Origin of the sequence: Mucilaginibacter sp. CSA2-8R (assembly GCF_038806765.1) — a bacterium.
Lineage (GTDB): Bacteria > Bacteroidota > Bacteroidia > Sphingobacteriales > Sphingobacteriaceae > Mucilaginibacter.
In genome coordinates, this window is record NZ_CP152389.1 from 3,341,237 (window position 1) to 3,356,183 (window position 14,947).

The 14,947-nt window shown below is 43.2% G+C and carries 16 protein-coding genes; 5 read left to right on the top strand and 11 right to left on the bottom strand.

Translation table 11 applies throughout. The annotated features are described in order from the left end of the window. Positions 1-92: 92 nt before the first annotated feature. Both AAGR14_RS14320 and AAGR14_RS14325 read left to right on the top strand, forming a co-directional pair. On the top strand, positions 93-497 hold the full coding sequence (locus tag AAGR14_RS14320; protein ID WP_342644910.1) for a hypothetical protein: 405 nt from the start codon (positions 93-95) through the stop codon (positions 495-497). A 511-nt stretch (positions 498-1,008) separates the two neighbouring features. Then, positions 1,009-2,436: an amidase gene (locus AAGR14_RS14325; RefSeq protein WP_342644911.1), complete on the top strand. Its 1,428-nt coding sequence runs from the start codon at positions 1,009-1,011 to the stop codon at positions 2,434-2,436. A 61-nt stretch (positions 2,437-2,497) separates the two neighbouring features. Here the strand turns inward: AAGR14_RS14325 and AAGR14_RS14330 are convergent, their stop codons facing one another. The 11 genes from AAGR14_RS14330 to AAGR14_RS14380 all read right to left on the bottom strand — a co-directional run bounded on the left by AAGR14_RS14330 (position 2,498) and on the right by AAGR14_RS14380 (position 9,045). After that, positions 2,498-3,076: a Crp/Fnr family transcriptional regulator gene (locus AAGR14_RS14330; protein ID WP_342644912.1), complete on the bottom strand. Its 579-nt coding sequence runs from the start codon at positions 3,074-3,076 to the stop codon at positions 2,498-2,500. A 59-nt stretch (positions 3,077-3,135) separates the two neighbouring features. Continuing rightward, positions 3,136-3,630, bottom strand: coding sequence for a MarR family winged helix-turn-helix transcriptional regulator (locus AAGR14_RS14335; RefSeq protein ID WP_342644913.1), 495 nt, complete (start codon positions 3,628-3,630; stop codon positions 3,136-3,138). Positions 3,631-3,635: 5 nt separating this feature from the next. Beyond that, positions 3,636-4,136 carry a GNAT family N-acetyltransferase gene (locus tag AAGR14_RS14340; protein ID WP_342644914.1) on the bottom strand — a complete coding sequence of 167 codons (501 nt, stop codon included), beginning with the start codon at positions 4,134-4,136 and terminating at the stop codon, positions 3,636-3,638. 162 nt (positions 4,137-4,298) lie between these two features. Next, positions 4,299-4,601 (bottom strand): putative quinol monooxygenase, encoded by a 303-nt coding sequence (locus AAGR14_RS14345; protein WP_342644915.1) that lies wholly within the window; start codon positions 4,599-4,601, stop codon positions 4,299-4,301. A gap of 11 nt (positions 4,602-4,612) precedes the next feature. Next, the gene (locus AAGR14_RS14350; RefSeq protein WP_342644916.1) at positions 4,613-5,284 is read right to left on the bottom strand and encodes a type 1 glutamine amidotransferase domain-containing protein; all 672 of its coding nucleotides are present in this window, start codon (positions 5,282-5,284) and stop codon (positions 4,613-4,615) included. A gap of 103 nt (positions 5,285-5,387) precedes the next feature. Then, complete coding sequence (locus AAGR14_RS14355) at positions 5,388-5,912, bottom strand: Crp/Fnr family transcriptional regulator (protein ID WP_342644917.1); 525 nt, start codon at positions 5,910-5,912, stop codon at positions 5,388-5,390. A gap of 198 nt (positions 5,913-6,110) precedes the next feature. Further along, complete coding sequence (locus AAGR14_RS14360) at positions 6,111-6,407, bottom strand: TIGR03643 family protein (RefSeq protein WP_342644918.1); 297 nt, start codon at positions 6,405-6,407, stop codon at positions 6,111-6,113. Positions 6,408-6,676: 269 nt separating this feature from the next. Beyond that, on the bottom strand, positions 6,677-7,069 hold the full coding sequence (locus AAGR14_RS14365; protein WP_342644919.1) for a hypothetical protein: 393 nt from the start codon (positions 7,067-7,069) through the stop codon (positions 6,677-6,679). 61 nt (positions 7,070-7,130) lie between these two features. Further along, complete coding sequence (locus tag AAGR14_RS14370) at positions 7,131-8,027, bottom strand: MauE/DoxX family redox-associated membrane protein (RefSeq protein ID WP_342644920.1); 897 nt, start codon at positions 8,025-8,027, stop codon at positions 7,131-7,133. A gap of 32 nt (positions 8,028-8,059) precedes the next feature. Next, the gene (locus tag AAGR14_RS14375) at positions 8,060-8,605 is read right to left on the bottom strand and encodes a hypothetical protein (RefSeq protein WP_342644921.1); all 546 of its coding nucleotides are present in this window, start codon (positions 8,603-8,605) and stop codon (positions 8,060-8,062) included. Positions 8,606-8,643: 38 nt separating this feature from the next. Then, positions 8,644-9,045: a hypothetical protein gene (locus AAGR14_RS14380; protein ID WP_342644922.1), complete on the bottom strand. Its 402-nt coding sequence runs from the start codon at positions 9,043-9,045 to the stop codon at positions 8,644-8,646. A gap of 610 nt (positions 9,046-9,655) precedes the next feature. Between AAGR14_RS14380 and AAGR14_RS14385 the strand changes: the two genes are divergently transcribed. From AAGR14_RS14385 to AAGR14_RS14395, 3 genes are all read left to right on the top strand, one after another. After that, the gene (locus AAGR14_RS14385) at positions 9,656-10,240 is read left to right on the top strand and encodes an RNA polymerase sigma factor (RefSeq protein ID WP_342644923.1); all 585 of its coding nucleotides are present in this window, start codon (positions 9,656-9,658) and stop codon (positions 10,238-10,240) included. Between the two features lie 129 nt (positions 10,241-10,369). Then, positions 10,370-11,524: a FecR domain-containing protein gene (locus AAGR14_RS14390; protein ID WP_342644924.1), complete on the top strand. Its 1,155-nt coding sequence runs from the start codon at positions 10,370-10,372 to the stop codon at positions 11,522-11,524. A 136-nt stretch (positions 11,525-11,660) separates the two neighbouring features. Continuing rightward, on the top strand, positions 11,661-14,936 hold the full coding sequence (locus AAGR14_RS14395; protein WP_342644925.1) for a SusC/RagA family TonB-linked outer membrane protein: 3,276 nt from the start codon (positions 11,661-11,663) through the stop codon (positions 14,934-14,936). Positions 14,937-14,947: the final 11 nt, after the last annotated feature.

Genomic DNA, 14,947 nt, shown 5'->3' on the forward strand with positions numbered 1-14,947 from the left:
GTAAGTTACTTTTCCACTCAGACGCTCACCCCACTCGCGGACGGCTTTACATAATGCTTGTACAACCAAATCACTTTTATCACCTTAGAAAAGTGAAAAGTCTTAACGCCTCATTAATATGCACAACGCTTATCTTAATGCTGTTACTAAGCGGTTGCTTTTCATTGTTAGGACCAGGACCAAATTCTTTAATAAGAAGGGCACTTAACTCGACAAAAACCAAGCAGGCTATACTGTTTTTAAAAGGCGGTAATGCAACCGCAGATGATTCTCTACAAATATCGATTAAAGACGCTAGTGATAGCTTAAATGAGACCGAAGTAGGCAACACTTTTACGACCGACTCTGATCATGGCAAAGCTATTCTCAACGCTTCAGCAATAAGCTTGTACTGGAAAGATAACGATCACTTGGTCATCAGCTACGATAAGCGGTTAAGAACATTCTTTAAAAACAAGAATGTGGAAGACGTTGAAATTATGTATCAAGCACGTTAGCTGTTGACGAAATCACCATACACTTCGACCATTCAGGCCATTTGCTATAATTCCACAAGAACGGTTCGCAAGGTTTGTTGTACCAGAGATCGGAGCTAATGACTTGTTATAATTGGTTTAAACCAGATTTCGGAGCAGAGCTTTGTTAATATACCACGGAGCAAGGAGGTAGGCACACATCTGTTTGGGCGGGTTACCGGCCTCAAGTAAGGTTTTCATTCACAAGCCCGTACCCTCATTCTACATACATATGGCTATCATATGCCGGTCGGGGTTAGCCGTTACGCAAATAGCGTTACTTTTTTTGGTTGTAAACTTGGTTGCGTTGGTTACCGGGTTATGGGACTAAGCGAAACTAAACGTAAAAATTCGTGAGTGCAGCTGAAAAGGTGTGACAAAAGTCAATGTTAAATTGTGTCATATCACTTCGTTTGGGGTGGGCGTTGCTGCTCATTTTTGTACAGGCGCTGCCATTAAAAGTGCCGGTACATTTAATCTTAAACAGAAAGACATGAAAAACCAAACAGGCAATACCGAGCCTATCTATTTTCAGGATGCTACTACACTCGCTCAATTGATCCGCAACCGCGAAATATCGCCAGTGGAGGTGATGAAAGCTCATCTTAACCGTATTGAAACCCTTAACCCCAAAGTGAACGCCATAGTTACAGTTGCTGCCGATGCCCTTACCGGCGCCAAGGCTGCCGAAGCTGCCCTTATGAGCGGCAAAGCAATAGGCCCGCTGCACGGCGTACCTTTTACGGTAAAAGACTCTATTGATACGGCAAACGTTCTAACGCAACGAGGTTCGCCCATATTTAAAGGGCGCACGCCCAATGCTGATGCCACCAGCGTTGCCCGCATGAAGCAGTCGGGCGGGATACTTTTGGCCAAAACCAACCTTCCCGAATTCTCTTACTGGATTGAAAGCGATAACCTACTCAGCGGCCGGTCAAACAACCCTTGGGACTTGACCCGTACACCGGGCGGATCAAGCGGCGGCGAGTCGGCAGCTATTGCAGCAGGAATGTCTCCGCTGGGCCTGGGTACCGATCTGGCCATTTCAGTACGTGGCCCGGCAGCCCAAACCGGCATTGTTTCGCTTAAACCTACGCACGGCCGCATACCCATGACCGGTGTTTGGCCACGAGAGCCCCGCCGCTTTTGGCATGTAGGCCCCATGGCCCGCACTATCAGCGATTTAAAACTGGCTTATGGCATACTTGCCGGGCCTGATGGCCAGGATGCTTTTGCCAGCAGCACCGTTAAGTTTGATGCCGGTACCGGCAACTTGCCCAACCGTGCGTTGCGGGTTGGCTGGATGACCGGTCCGGGCTTTGGCCCTGTTGACCCTGAGGTAGCCGCTACGGTGGCAGCCGCTGCCGAAGCTTTTAAAAGTTTAGGTGCACAGGTTGAGCAGGTGCGCATCCCTGCACTGGAGCGCGACTTTGCGCTGGACGTTTTTAACCGCATCCACGTGATGGAAATGAAAGAGGCATTTAAACAAGCTATTACAGGCCGCAGCGAAAATGAAATTTACAAAATGGCCAAAACCATGCTTTCGCTACCCGAAACCTCAATGAAAGATTTTATTGAGGCTGAGCAAGCCGCCGAGCGTTTGCGCGATGGTTTTGCCCAATACTTTGAACAATACGATGTACTGCTTACCCATGTGCTGCCCATCCCGGCGCATAAACACGGCGAGAGCGAATTTGTGATTGACGGTCAAAAAGTAGACGCCACCTATTTGCAGGGCGCTACCGTACCGCTTAACGTTACCGGTTTACCCGGCATTGCCATGCGCTTTGGCACCAGCCGTGAGGGCTTGCCTATTGCCATTCAGTTGGCAGGCAGCTGGCTGGCCGAATCTACCATATTGCACGCGGCTGCAATGCTCGAAAGCGTTAGTGAGGTCCGCAATTTGCATCCAAGTATTTAATGCTAACAAACCGCTATTGTAGTACTACAAACCCTTTCGTACCTATACCGAAAGGGTTTGTTTATTTCTTTACAAATGATGTACGCACGCGGCTTAACGTTTCCCTGGATATTCCTAAATAGGAAGCAACCATATGCAGCGGTACTTTATTAAAAACTTGTGGGTAAGTTTTTTGAAACTCCAGGTATTTTTCTTCTGCCGAATTACTGATCAGCGAATAAATACGCCGGTTACTCATCTCCAGGCTCCGGGCAAAAAGCTGCTCCTGAAAACTTTTAAGGGCAGGTATAGTATTAAGCAGTTCTTCCCATGCCGGTTTACTCCACAATACTACCGTGCTTGCAGCCAGGGCCTCAATATTGTAATCAGAGGGCTTTTCATGGTTATAACTTTCCTGGTCGGTTATCCACCAGTTGTCTATACCAAACCTGAGCGTATGGTCGGCACCATCGGGGCTAAACCGGTATAACCTAAAACAACCGCTGGTAATAAAACAGTTGGTTTTCCAAACCTCGCCGTCATGCAGTATAGACTGCCATTTACGTATCTTCTTTTCAGTACTGGCAGCGCGAATCAGCTCCATCTCCTCATCCGAGATAACAGTCCAGCTACGCAGATATTTTGCAAATACGTCAAACATAAGGCAGGCAAATGTAAATAATAGACGCGTTAAAACGTATTGCCCAACAACTTACGCTTCTACTTCTTTTTACTGTCCGGTGCTGCTATAATAACCTTGGCGCGCTGGTAAAAACTTTGCACATCCATTTGCTGCTCAACTTCCTCAATCGCTTTCATAAGGTTATTTTGGGTATCAATCAGTTGTGTTGTTGCAGCAACCATTACCTGCCAAACGGGTTCCATTTGCGCTGTTAACAATTCGCCTTTGGTAGTGAGCTGTATCAGCCGCTTACGTTCATCGGTTTTATCTTTGGCAGACTTAATGAGTTTTAGTTTCTCCAGTTCTTTTAAAAGCCCTATGGTAGATGGATGGCTATACCCTATTTCGGCAGAAAGCTCTACAACGCTTAGCTCCTTCCGGTGATACAAAGTATATATAACCGGGAACCATTTAGGCTCAAAGTCAATCCCGTGTGCCTGGTAAATCTGCGCACTGTCTTTTCGCATGCGTTCGGCAAGCCGTTGCAAGCGGGTGGCAATGGCTAAGACGCCCGACTCATCAATTACACTCATAATTTTTAGTTTTCGGCTAAATGTAATTCAAAAAACATGGTGTCGGTCAGCATCAGCGGAAAATGTGCAAGCAGATCTTTTTTATTAATTTGCTGAAAGCCGTTACGCTCATAAAAACGGTGTGCGGCCTTTAATGGCGCAACCGTACCGAGTTGTATATGCCCGATGTTTACACTACGGCAATACTGCAGCAATACATCCAGCAGTTGTTGAGCCGTGCCCCATTCCTTGCCCCGAAAGTCTTTTTTAACAAACATCTTACGGATGCATCCAGATTGTTGACCGGTATTTATTAAAGCGATAGTGCCCACCAATTCATCATCCACAAACGCGCCCCAAAAGCAGCCGCCACCCAAATGATAATGGGTATCAATATCTAAAAGATCGGGCTGCTGGTTGATGGTAATGCTTAAGCCAAATTCTGCTTGCTGAATATTTAATATGAGGTCAATAATCTGCCGGCAGCATTCGTTGTGAATGGGTTTAATATGGAGTAAAGAATTCATATAACAAACCTACGTAAAATTTTACGTAGTTTACTACATAAATAGCGAACTACGATTGGTTTATTTAGTTAAGCTCAAATTGGATAGCTGTCGGCAATTCTTTTTTAACCTAAAGCCATAGCCACCATCTAAAAAGCCGCTCTTTGGTGGAGCGGCTCTTTGTTAATCTAAAATGGGCTTAGTGATGGTCACCTCCCGGCTGTCTAATAGTGGAACAATCTGCCCGACTACAATACTTTGAAAATGCGATGATTCCCGGTGCTCGGCCAGAGCGCTTTCATCAATATAACCTTCAAACAGCACGATCGTATCCGGATCAGCAGTGCCCTGATGAACCTGATAAAAAAGATTGCCCTTTTCTTGACGGCTTGCTTCAGCCGCTTGTTTTAATAAAGCCAATACCTGACCAGTCTGGCCTTTTTTAACCTGCCATTTGGCAAATACATGGATATGATTTGTACTCATCACAGTAATGTTTAATTTTCTAAAATAGCAACTATCTTTTCTCCAACACCTTTTGCTGATGCCGGGTTCTGACCGGTAACAAGGTTACCATCGGCAATGCTATTGGCAGACCATGGGGCAGCGGCATGAAACTTAGCCCCTTGTTCGGTTAACGCAGTTTGCAGGTCGAATGGTACATCAGCTCTGGCATAGCTATCTTCTTCTTCGGTAGTGAACGATGCTACCTTTTTACCTTGAACCAGGTAAGATCCGTCACTTAATTTAACATTGAGCAAAGACACCGGTCCGTGACAAACGGCTCCTACCACGGCACCGCGTTCAAAGGTTTCGGCAATCACATTTTTAAGCAAAGGTGCGTCGGCCATATCAACCATGGGCGCTAAACCGCCCGGAATAAAAATGACATCATATGGTTTTACATCAATCGTTTCCAGCTTTACCGCTTTTTGCATAGCAGCCCAGCCCTCTCCTGTCAAAAATTTAAGATTTTCCGGATCGTCTGCCAGGTTAAGTGCATCCAGATATGGGGTATCGCCGCTTAAACTGGCGAAGTCTATCTCATAGCCGGCCTCTGTAAACACAGCGTAAGGGTGCGCCACCTCTGGTAAAAAGGTTCCTGTTCTTCTGTTATTAGAGCCGATGGCGTTGGCGTTAGATACGATGATTAAAATTTTCTTTTTCATGACTGTAAGTTTTTGTTGAATAACTACAAAGCAAATGTGCGTTGAAAAAGAAGGGTACCGTAAGGAAGCAAATCACTTTTATGGTGTGATTTAAATCACAAATTTAGCCGGCATACAGGCGGCTGAGGGTTTCACGGCTTACACCCAGGTATTCGGCAATGAGCTTTTTCGGGACCTGCTGCAGCAGTTGAGGGTATAATTTAGAGAAAGCATCATAACGTTGCTGCGGTGTGCTGGAAAGCAACAGCTTGATACGCTGCTGTTGGGCCAAATAGCCGTTAGTGAGCTTAACGCGGTAAAAATATGCCATGGCGTGCAACTCTTTAGACAGTTGTTCCCTCGTTTCTAAAGTTGAGCACAGCACTTCTCCGGGCACCAGGCACTCAATATACATCGTTGCCTTAACCTGTCTGAAAAAGGCTTCATAATCAGACATCCACCAATCAGGTTGGGCAAACTGGACAATAAACTCTTTATCCTGGTCGTCTACGTAAAACACTTTGTAAACACCTGACAAAACAAGGTATTCATGCTTCACATCCTCTCCCTCGTTAACCAGATACTGATGTTTGCGCACTTTTTTTAATGTAAAAAAGGTGCTGACGTATTCCAGTTCCGGGTCGGTCAAGGTAGCGATCTGCGTAATATGTTTTTTAAGTGGGTCCGTTAGCATTGCCGAACGAAGGTAGCAAGGAGAGGTTTGAATTGCAAGGTCCGGCTTAAAAGAGCAATTTAATTACGTAGCTACTAACCAGCAACGGCCGCGCTATTTAAAAGCTTACGTTAAGATCAACATCAAAAATGGCACAAGTAGCTCCAACAGCAACTATTTACGTTTACTGATCTTGTTTAAAGTGATTTGCCTTTGAAGGTTGCATTTAAATCTGGTGATGGTATTAGCCTGAAGCTCTCTATGTTTGGTTGACCTGCCCTGCACGCGCTGGCGCCACATTTTAAAACTGGATAGTTTCATTTCTCTGCGCATCAAATCAATCACGTTTTTTTCGGTTAAACCAAACTGCGCCAGTATGGCGTCAAAGGGTGTCCGGTCTTCCCATGCCATTTCAATCACCCTGTCCACTTCAGTAATGGTTAACGGCTTACCCGTTTTACTATCTCTCATGCCTATACAACAGATTAACATCTGAAGTGTTGGTGCAATTAGCTTGCAAGCATAGAGATAATGATTTTAAGATTACACGCCTCCAACTTAAATAAGTGCTAAACAGTCGTTTAAAACTTTCTACCTTTTACAAATCGCCGCTAACTAATTTATAAAACCGACATAAGAGTGCCCTTGTGCATCAATGTCATCCATCAAAAACAAGAAGTTATTAAAGCCTTTACGCTTTAAATACAAATTGCCGCTTTACACTACTGCGCAGTTGAACTTTAGTTATCTAAACGCTTTAAATGTTTTCTAAACTGCGCAACAAATATACGCGGTACAATACAGGCACCTAAAAATGGGATGGGCACGGTAAAAAGATGAGATGCAATTCGAAATATAGCCTCTTTATGGTAATAAAGCGATAACAGCTTGTCAATCCCGAAACAAAGCATCAGCAAGAGGTTGATAACTATCCAAAATTTACTTACCCAAACAACTTCGTGCTTAAGTAAGCCAATATAGCCGGTAAGTACCATGACCACTATCCATATAAATTTACCGATGTATCTGCCCTGTGGCGGCAATGTGCAGTGCCATGATAGATAGTAATGCCCGATGAAACTGAATATCGTCAGGATCAACATTACTATAACTTCCCGTTTGGTTAATCTCATTGTAAATGCACTACGCTAAAGTTACATTAGCTAAAATACTTAATTAGCGCAACATGCATGGCTATTTATTGACGCTAAAATTCATGATGGTAAACCCGTTTTTGATCACGCCGCTGGTGTTAAAGCTTTGAATTTTATTGTTTTGGATAATCATCAATACTGGTGTGGATGATGTTATATCGTAAAAGCTTTTAGATGATAAAAAGAATATTGGGTAATTAGGCTTTAATGCCGCTTCGTAGTTACGTTGTTCTTTCATCAAGTCGCCTGGGGCAAAAGCGATGGTTTCATCAACAAACTTAGATTCGGCCAGGCTTTTAATATTAGCTGTCGCGTCCCAGCAATGAAAACATGTCGGGCTATATAAAAACACGGCATACCGCTTTTTCGGATCGAATTTTTTGAAGCGATTTAAAAAGGTGGCCGATACATCCAGCCCGGTTAAATCCTGGTTATTGATAGCCTTTTTATTAATTAAAGGATTTGAATAAGATACCGATGATGCCGTAAAAGCCACCAGCCCAACCAAAGCGATGGCGGCTAACTTATAATTGCGGTATGCTGCTGATTCGGCCGGCGGAAAGCGATACAAAAAGTACGAGCCGCTGATGATAATCACGTTGCGCAATACAGTGGCCCAGGGCGGCATTTGTAAAAACTTAATCGACCCAAAACAACCGCAGTCTTCGATGCCCTTGGTTAAATACACTTCTAAAAAAACAGCAGTAAATAACAAAGTCGATATCATCATGATTAGTGCTGAAATTTTGGTTTCGATGTTAAACCATAAAAACAAACCTAAAATGATTTCTAACGGCGGGATGATGATAGCAGCGTAGGCTAAAAACCCAATATCATAACCCTGTATTAATCCAATAAACGCCTGCGTATCAACAGCCTTTGCCGTGCCCGAAACTATAAATATAGCGCCTAAAATAAACCGGATAACAGTTTTCATGCAATGTGTAAAATTAAGTTTGGAGCTTGGCCTTACTTCTTTATTTTAAGGCTCACTTTAAAAAAGTAAAACCACAAAATTAAAATAAAAGAGTACACCGCAATAGTAAAAACGTAGTGATGCATGCTATCGATGTAGCGGAAGTGATTAAAACTAAGTACAGACAATACAATACACCTGATCCAGTTTAAAATAAATATTCCGGATAGCCCTGCTAAAATGAACTGCGCCGAAGTTTTAAAGGGTGCGCCGTAACAGATAATAAATCCAACATAAAACACATACAGCTCAAGAGCATTACAACCGTCTAAAACTTTCAGGTTATACATACCGTCTATCAAAATCATTGGCGCAGATGTATGATAGGATAACGACAACACATGATCGGCGTATATTAATTTAACAACCTTATAGGTTAAAAAGGTTAAAGAATTGGTAAGCGGAGGATCGAGTACTTGACGGGGCTGTAAATAAAAGTGGTACAAAAATATCCATGTTAAATAAAAAAAAAGTGCCTTTACTAAAAACAGTAAGGCACTTTTAGGAATATTTTTAGTTACCGTATTTAAAATGTTCAAACCTGGCAAAATGGTTAGTTGACGGTACTCATTAACAATTACACAGTCAGATCAGATTGTTGTTTCTTTTTGATTATTAAGAAAGCACCTAAACCTGCACCGGCAATAATTAAAAAGATAAGACCAGAGTTTATTGGCGCTCCAGGAGAAAATCTGCAATTAGTAATTGAGTGTTTTGTATACGTACCGCCGCTGTAAATGTATGGACAAATAGTTTTGTTGCCATCAGCTGGGCTGTCGCTATAACCACAAGTATAAGTTCCTGCGCCAGAGTTTGGTGGATTTACAACGAAACCATTAGATGGATTGCTACAATCAGTGTTGTCACAAGATGGAGACCCAGTTGGCTGCGTACAGCTTAAGCTCTGAGCACCAACACCTGCAAAAGATGTAGTGAAGGTTGTAAAGGCCAAAACCAATAAAAGAAGAATTTTTTTCATAAAAAAGGTCGGTATATATTAGTACTTTAAACTCCAATAATCTGTATAGCAAATTTATAACAAAGAATATTAAAATGCAAATAAGTTGCTTTTTTTTTAACAAAAGTCTTATTTGGTAATAAATTTATCATATTTAAATGATATGCTTTAAAAAGCTGATCAAAAGTCAATTTATTTCTTGCTTAATAAATCAAGCTATCTTTCCTATCACTTATACGATTAAAACATAAACGGGTTACATTGAGTAAATTAAAAGATTGAGCTTCAATAAATCCGTAGGTACAAAACGTAGAATTATTTTATAAAACCGGCGGCACAATATCCTTAAGAGCAAACACTTAAACTATAATTAAAAAACTCTTTACGCTTGACTTGCCAACATCCTTCAATTTCCATCATAATATTAGAATATTTATCGCTATTGCACCTTTTGCCTCAAACCCGATATATATACATGCGTGAATAAATAAATAGGTTGTTTATAATTTTTTAATATATTGCAGCACCAATTGTAGCCGAAACGCAGCCCTTACGATTTTTTATAACTGTTGATCAGACATTTATTCGCGGTCTACGTCGCTACTTATAACTAATAATTTAAGTTATAGTCATGATGAAGCAAAGTGATGAAGAACTAATGGCACGTGCGGCTAGCGGTTGCCGTAATGCCTATGCTTTATTGTATTCGCGCTACGTTAACCAGCTTTACCGTTATGTTTTCCTGTTTTGCAAATCAAAAGAAACCAGCGAAGAAATTGTGCAGGATGCCTTTTTAAAGATTTGGGAAACCCGCGAAAAACTACAGACCATTAACTGCTTTAAAGCCTTTGTTTTTCGCATCACCAAAAACATGCTGCTTGATTACTACCGCCGCCGCAAAACAGAAATAAAAGCGTTTGAGGTGCTGGCTATGCAGCCCGAAACCGGTTCCGAATTTTCGGATAGTAAACTCATTTACAGTCAGCACTGCCTGCTCATTCAACAAGCCATCAGTAAACTGCCGCCCAAGCGCCGCGAAATCGTGGAGATGCGCACCCAAGAAGACTTGTCGTTAGATGAAATTGCCGGCCGCCTGGCTATTTCCAAGTCGGTAGTAAAAAAACAACTATACCAGGGCATGGCCTTCGTGCGTACGTACATGCATGGCGAGGTCAGCATCCTTATCATCTCCATCTGGTTATATTTGCATCATTAGTCTGTATCTATTACCGCTAATACTGTTTTCTCCACGGTCATTGATAATATTTAATACGCAACTGTAGCTTGTAAAAAATATTTTTATCCCGAGGGGTCCGATTGCTTAGGCTATTCGTCTTCTCTTTAAATGAACCGAAATTCTGCAGAAAAATTCCTGAAAAAATACGCAGCCGGTGATTACACCGAAGCCGAGCACGCGGAGTTTTTAAACTGGCTGGATTCGGCTTCTGATGCCGACACAGAAGAAATTTTGCAGCAAATGGCTCAGCATTTTGAGCATCAGCCGGCAGACGAGCACGAACCCAATACATTGTTAGTATCGGGTATCGAATCACAGTTGGATAAAGCCGACCAGCGTAAAAACCGGCGGTGGTACTCTTCCATTATTAATTGGGCTGCCCTACTTGTAGTAGTGTCTGGCGTAGGTTTATTTGCCTACACAAGTTTCTTTAAAACACCCGAAACAAAATTGATAGCCCGGCAACAAAAAATTGTACCTGGCACTAATAAGGGCTACTTGCAACTGGCCAGCGGTCGTCGCATTGTATTAAACCAGGCCGCTAACGGTTTGCTGGCGGTTGAGGGCAACATCCGTATTTATAAAACAGGCGACGGGCAATTAAAATACATCCAAAAAGGACGTAGTAAGCAACACGGCGCTAATGTGCTGATGACCCCACATGGCGGGCAATACCAGGTAACCCTGGTTGATGGTACCCATGTATGGCTTAATGCAGCATCATCCATCAGGATACCGTTAAGCTTTAACCCGCAAGAACGCCGCATAGACCTTACCGGCGAAGGTTATTTTGAGGTAACCAAAAATAAGCATAAACCTTTTACAGTGTGTGTTGACCGCATGGAGGTTAAAGTATTGGGTACCCACTTTAATGTTTGCGCCTATGCCGACGAGCCGAGTATCAATACTACACTTTTAGAGGGTTCGGTAAAAGTCTATAAAAACGGCAAGTGCAAAATGATAGTACCAGGCCAGCAGGCCAGGGTAACTGATGATATTAAAGTGTGCAGCGTAAATGTGCAGGACGTAGTAGAGTGGAAAAACGGCAACTTCAGCTTCTCTCACGAAGATATTCAAAGTATTATGCGCAAGCTATCGCGCTGGTACGATGTGGAGGTGAGCTATGTAGGCAAACCGACGCACGAAGGCTTTGTGGGTATGCTGCCCCGCTCATCAGAGATTAGCGAGGTACTTAACATGCTCGAATTAACCAAAGTAGTTCATTTTAAAATTGACGGAAGGAGGATCATCGTAATGAAGTAATTTTTTTACCTAAAAAGTAGATGATCCAAAAAAACGAAGGCCCGCAGTGCAGCGAACACCACGAGCCGGAGTATGGATTAACTATGGAATGCTTAAGTATTAACAACCAATTTATAAACCCAAACTTTTCAAATATATGAAAATATATGCTCTTAAAAGGCATAAGGGGCCTGCTATTGCCCGTAAAATCCTGTTAATAATGAAGTTAACCCTAATTTTGCTTGTTACTGTTTTGATGCAAATATCGCTGGCAGGCAGAGCGCAAAACGTAACATATACGGCAAAATCGGCTCCGTTATCACAAGTGCTGGCAGAGATACAGCACCAAACGGGTTACCACTTTTTATACACCGACCAAATGCTGGCCGATGCCCACCCGGTTGACGTAAATGTAAAAAACGAACCACTGAAAGAGGCACTGCGCCAATGTTTTGACGGGCAGCCTCTGTCTTACAGCGTTAAAAATAAAACCATTGTACTGCAGCGTAAAGAAATAACTATGCTGCCAGCATTGCCCGAGGCTCGGGACGTAAAGATTACCGGTACGGTAACCGACGAAACCAACCAGCCTGTTCCGGGGGTGACGGTAAAGGTGCTTAACTCAAACGCCGCTACCCAAACCGATGTACAGGGTAAGTATAGCATTAATGCCCCCGACGCAAACGCTACGCTGCAATTCTCGGCCGTAGGGTTTGCTACGCAGCAAGTAAAATCCGCCGGTACCACCTTAAATGTTACGATGAAGGCTGTACCTAACTCACTGAGCGAGGTAGTAGTAATTGGTTATGGTGCCCAGCGTAAAGGAGATGTAACCAGTGCCGTGGCTACCGTTAAATCAGAAAACTTCGTAACCGGCCCGGTTACCGATGCTGCCGCGCTGTTAAGAGGCAAGGTGGCTGGTTTAAACATCTCTAGCCCATCCGGCGACCCTAATGCCCAGTCGCAAATCTTATTACGTGGTACCAATACTATTAACGGTGCCAACACCAGTGTGCTGGTAATTATTGACGGTATTCCGGGAGATTTGCTAACGGTTTCGCCTGAGGATATTGCCGAAATTTCGGTACTTAAAGACGGATCTTCGGCCGCTATTTATGGCGTTAGAGGTTCTAACGGTGTAATTATCGTAACCACCAAATCGGGCAAAGGCCGGTCGGGTGCACACATTGATTACAGCGGCAACGTAAGTGTTGGTCAGATTACCCGCCGCCCTAAGCTTTTGACAGCGCAAGACTATCGCGACCAGATTGCCTCCGGAACGCGTGATGCATCGTATGATAAAGGGGCATCTACCAACTGGCTGGATGCTATCCTGAAAAAAGCACCGGTGTCTACCCTACAAAATGTAAGTTTAAGCGGTGGTAATGCCCAAACCAATTATACGGCTTCGGTTAACTATCGCTTTTTAAATGGTATGTTCTTACGGTCAAACCACGCACAGTTTACCGGCCGTGCAGACATCAACCATTCTATGCTCGACGGTAAGCTTAAGTTTAATTTTGGTATGATACAGACCAATTTTAACAGCTTAGGTTTTAATACCTACGATTACCGCCAGGCCCTGCGCATGAACCCCACTGCACCTGTAGTAATGCCTGATGGTTCTTACTACCAGGAGCCAAATAACTTTGAGTACCAAAACCCGGTATCTGATGCTTACAACACCGATGCTCCTAACAGCGCATTTAGCAGCAGGTACAATACTACTATATCTTTCTTGCCAGTTAAAGGTTTACGAATAGCAGCAACAGGTTCTTATACCAAAGCGGGATATCAAAATCTTTCTTACCAAAACCAACAAAACATTTCTACCCTGCGCGACCAGCAATTTGGTATAGCCAATGTTAACCAGGGACAAAGCATAAGCCGCTTCCTGAACTTATCAGCAGAGTATACCCGTTCTTTCCGCGATCATCGTTTTACTGCACTTGGCGGTTATGAATACCAGGATTACGACAGTTTTGGTTCTTCAATCGCTAATCACGGCTTTCCTACTGATATCTTTGGCTATAACCAGATTCAGTTAGGTACGGCTCAAAAAGTTGGTCAGGATGTGATCAATAGCGGCAGAACACAAACTAACCTGATCAGCTACTTTGCACGCGGTACCTACAGCTATAAAGAAAAATACCTGTTGCTGGCCAGCTTGCGTATTGACGGTGCCAGTCAGCTTTATGGTGCCAATAAACCTTACGGTAAGTTTCCTTCTGTACAAGCAGGCTGGCGTATCACCAACGAAAACTTCATGAAAAATCAGACCTTGTTTGATGATTTGAAGTTGCGTGCAGGTTACGGTGTTACCGGTAATCAGCCCTCTCAGGGATTTTTGGCGGTAGGCTTGTTAGGCTATGACCGTTACGTGCTGTACAACGGCCAATGGATACAGACTATAACGCCAAGCCAAAATGCTAATCCGGCATTGCGCTGGGAAGAAAAGCACGAAACCAACGTTGGTTTAGACTTCAGCATGCTTAAGAACCGGATTTACGGTACTGTCGATTTGTACAACAGGCGCATCACAGGCTTGCTGTATAATTACCAAGTACCCAGCCCACCCAACCTGTACCCTACTACCCAGGCTAACGTAGGCACCATGAACAACAAAGGTATTGAGGTGTCTCTTAACTTTGTAGCTGTTAAAACCAAAGATTTTAACTGGACAAGCACCATTAATTTCTCAACCAATACCAATAAACTCGTAAGCTTATCTAACGACCTTTACCAGGCAACGCTGCCTTATTTTACCGCGGGGGGCACTGGTCCGCCGGCAACCACCTTTACCCACATTGTACAAGTTGGCAAAAATATAGGCGATTTTTACGCTTTCAAGGTAGTGGGCGTAACTAACGATGGCTTCTGGATATACCAGGAACCTAATGGTACTACCGTGCCTTACAACCAATTTAAACACTCATTTGAAGACAAGCAAGTGGTTGGTAATGGTTTACCTAAGTATTATGCGGGCTGGAACAACACTATCAATTACAAAAACTTTGACTTTAGTGTAACCATGCGTGGCGCCTTCCACTTCCAAATTGCCAACTTGCAACGGGCTGATTTTGAGTTGCCGGGCATCATGAACTATAACCGTTTTGCCACTGCTTATGATAAAGTTTTTGGTACAGCAGTATTAAATAAAAACGTAGCACAGGAGTTTAATAGCTACTACATCGAAAACGGTGATTTTTGGAAGATTGACAACATCAACATCGGTTATACCCTTAAAAACCTGCGTTCTAAATACATCCATAATCCCAGAATTGCTTTTTCAACCCTCAACACCTTTATCATTACCAAATATAAAGGCAATGACCCCGAAGTTAGCACGGCTGGCTTAACACCCGGGGTAGATTACCGCGATGTTTACCCGTCGCAGCGAACTTATAACCTTAGTATATCAGCAAGTTTCTAAAGGATCCACCA

Coding starts and splice junctions, on each gene's coding strand:
- AAGR14_RS14325 (WP_342644911.1), top strand. CDS start 1,009: ATGAAAAACCAAACAGGCAATACCGAGCCTATCTATTTTCAGGATGCT.
- AAGR14_RS14330 (WP_342644912.1), bottom strand. CDS start 3,076: ATGTTTGACGTATTTGCAAAATATCTGCGTAGCTGGACTGTTATCTCG.
- AAGR14_RS14335 (WP_342644913.1), bottom strand. CDS start 3,630: ATGAGTGTAATTGATGAGTCGGGCGTCTTAGCCATTGCCACCCGCTTG.
- AAGR14_RS14340 (WP_342644914.1), bottom strand. CDS start 4,136: ATGAATTCTTTACTCCATATTAAACCCATTCACAACGAATGCTGCCGG.
- AAGR14_RS14345 (WP_342644915.1), bottom strand. CDS start 4,601: ATGAGTACAAATCATATCCATGTATTTGCCAAATGGCAGGTTAAAAAA.
- AAGR14_RS14350 (WP_342644916.1), bottom strand. CDS start 5,284: ATGAAAAAGAAAATTTTAATCATCGTATCTAACGCCAACGCCATCGGC.
- AAGR14_RS14360 (WP_342644918.1), bottom strand. CDS start 6,407: ATGAGAGATAGTAAAACGGGTAAGCCGTTAACCATTACTGAAGTGGAC.
- AAGR14_RS14365 (WP_342644919.1), bottom strand. CDS start 7,069: ATGAGATTAACCAAACGGGAAGTTATAGTAATGTTGATCCTGACGATA.
- AAGR14_RS14370 (WP_342644920.1), bottom strand. CDS start 8,027: ATGAAAACTGTTATCCGGTTTATTTTAGGCGCTATATTTATAGTTTCG.
- AAGR14_RS14380 (WP_342644922.1), bottom strand. CDS start 9,045: ATGAAAAAAATTCTTCTTTTATTGGTTTTGGCCTTTACAACCTTCACT.
- AAGR14_RS14385 (WP_342644923.1), top strand. CDS start 9,656: ATGATGAAGCAAAGTGATGAAGAACTAATGGCACGTGCGGCTAGCGGT.
- AAGR14_RS14390 (WP_342644924.1), top strand. CDS start 10,370: ATGAACCGAAATTCTGCAGAAAAATTCCTGAAAAAATACGCAGCCGGT.
- AAGR14_RS14395 (WP_342644925.1), top strand. CDS start 11,661: ATGAAAATATATGCTCTTAAAAGGCATAAGGGGCCTGCTATTGCCCGT.